Raw genomic sequence first — 1048 nt, 5'->3', positions numbered from 1 at the left:
GTACACCTACACCACCGAGTTCACCGGCGCCACCAACACCGGGCAGGCGCGGTTCGACGTGGTCCAGCACCTCGAAGGGAACTTCCCCGGCGGACAGGCCGACCTGCACTTCCGGTTCACCCTCGACGGCCCGTCGATCTGCCAGCTGGTGATCGGACCCTGAGCAGACGCTGCCACACCGTCACAAACACGTCGATACGAGGAAGTCAATGAGGAACTGGTTCATCACCGGCGGCACACCGGGCGGGTTCGGCATCGCCTTCGCCGACGCCGCCCTGGACAGCGGGGACCGCGTGGTACTCACCGCGCGACGCCCCGAGGAGCTGCACACCTGGGCACAGGCCCACGGCGACCGCGTGCTCGTCCTGCCGCTCGACGTCACCGACGCGGAACAGGTGCAGAAGGCCGTACGCGCGGCCGAGGAGCACTTCGGCGGCATCGACGTGCTGGTCAACAACGCCGGCCGCGGCTGGTACGGATCAATCGAAGGCATGCACGACGCCGACGTGCGCAGGATGTTCGAGCTGAACTTCTTCGCCGTACTCTCGGTCATCCGAGCAGCCCTACCCGGCATGCGCGCCCGCGGCAGCGGATGGATCGTCAACATGTCCTCGGTCGCCGGACTGAGCGCCACGACCGGGTTCGGCTACTACAGCGCAACCAAGTCCGCCCTCGAAGCCGTCACCGACGTCCTGCGCGAGGAAGTGGCCCCGCTCGGCATCCGAGTGATCGCGGTCGAGCCCGGAGCCTTCCGCACCCGCGCCTACGCCGGATTCGCCGACGAACCCATCCAGGAATCCATCGCCGAGTACCGGCCGATGCTGGAGCAGATCCGCGCCGCGATGATCGACCAGGACGGCAACCAGCCCGGCGACCCCCGACGCGGAGCAGACGCTGTGATCACCGCCATGACCCAGGACCCGCCTCCCCGACGGCTCGTCCTCGGCAACGGCGGGCTCGACGTGGCCATCGCCACGCTCGAGAGCACCCTGGCCGAGCTCCGCGCACACGATCCGCTCTCCCGCGGCGCCGACTTCCCCTCCGGGTC

At 68.9% G+C, this 1048-nt stretch carries 1 protein-coding gene; it reads left to right on the top strand.

All coding sequences use genetic code 11. The features are described from left to right. Positions 1-209: 209 nt before the first annotated feature. A partial coding sequence (locus ABEA81_RS42300) for an SDR family NAD(P)-dependent oxidoreductase (RefSeq protein ID WP_345613701.1) occupies positions 210-1048 on the top strand: 839 nt, incomplete at its 3' end.

It is taken from the genome of Pseudonocardia adelaidensis (assembly GCF_039543345.1).
Taxonomy (GTDB): domain Bacteria; phylum Actinomycetota; class Actinomycetes; order Mycobacteriales; family Pseudonocardiaceae; genus Pseudonocardia; species Pseudonocardia adelaidensis.
The sequence above is the reverse complement of the archived record's forward strand: the minus strand, read 5'-3'. Positions and strand labels throughout refer to the sequence as shown.